This window comes from Mitsuaria sp. TWR114 (genome assembly GCF_007997345.1).
Genome location: NZ_VOSR01000760.1, coordinates 1 through 816, shown reverse-complemented (window position 1 = coordinate 816; position 816 = coordinate 1). Strand labels below are relative to the sequence as shown.

Annotated in this window: 1 protein-coding gene and 1 pseudogene; both read right to left on the bottom strand. The window is 74.1% G+C overall.

Going from position 1 to position 816, the window contains the following annotated elements:
- Window positions 1-333: pseudogene (locus FUT87_RS23800) on the bottom strand (hypothetical protein); the annotation flags it as partial.
- 191 nt (window positions 334-524) lie between these two features.
- On the bottom strand, window positions 525-816 hold a 292-nt coding region (locus FUT87_RS23795; protein WP_147242596.1), incomplete at its 5' end, for an EamA family transporter.

Below are 816 nucleotides of genomic sequence, written 5' to 3'. Positions count from 1 at the left end.
GACGCGGTCGACGTCGTCCTGGCTCTGGAACTTGCCCGCTGCCAGGCGCATGCCGAAGAGGCCGCCCCACAGGCTCATCCGCACGCCGGACTTGTCCTCGTCGCGATCCTTGTAGGGCACGGCGCCCGGATACAGCGGCGTCTCGAGGTCGACGCCATCGGCCTTCGCGTCGAAGGTGATGCCGGCGCTGAAGCCCTCCGAGGGCGGCGGCGGTGGCGGCGCCGGTTGGGCGCAGGCGCCGAGCGCCAGCGTGATCGCCGACAGCAGCAGCGCGCTGCGACGATGCCGGCCGGCGGGGCCGGGCGCGGCGTGGCGGTCGGAAGAGGTGGACATCGGGCGCTCCGTGGTTCGCTGAATGCGGCGCACTCTACGAACCGACGCGACGCGCGGCGCCGCCGCGGCGACGGACTGCATGACCGGCGGGACGAAGCGCAGCCTTGAAGGAAAGCCCGCATGAAGTCCACATGAGGTCCCCGTGAGACCCATGCGAGGCCCACGCGAGGCCCGCGTCAAGCCGCCTGAACTCAGCCGCGCCGGCGCAGCGTCCACAGCGCCGCGGCGATGAGTCCGACGCCCGCCAGCTGCGCCGGCCCCAGCGCGCGGCCGTAGACGAGCCAGTCGACCAGCACCGCCGTGCCCGGATAGACGAACTGCAGCACCGCGATGCGGCCGGTGCCCAGGCGCGCCATGCCGGCGTAGAGCACGACGTAGGCCAGCCCGGTGTGCAGCACGCCCAGCCCCGCCAGCCACCCCCAGGCGGCGCCCCAGGCCGGCCAGCCGTGCATCAGCGGCCAGGGCAGCAGCACCAGCGCGCCG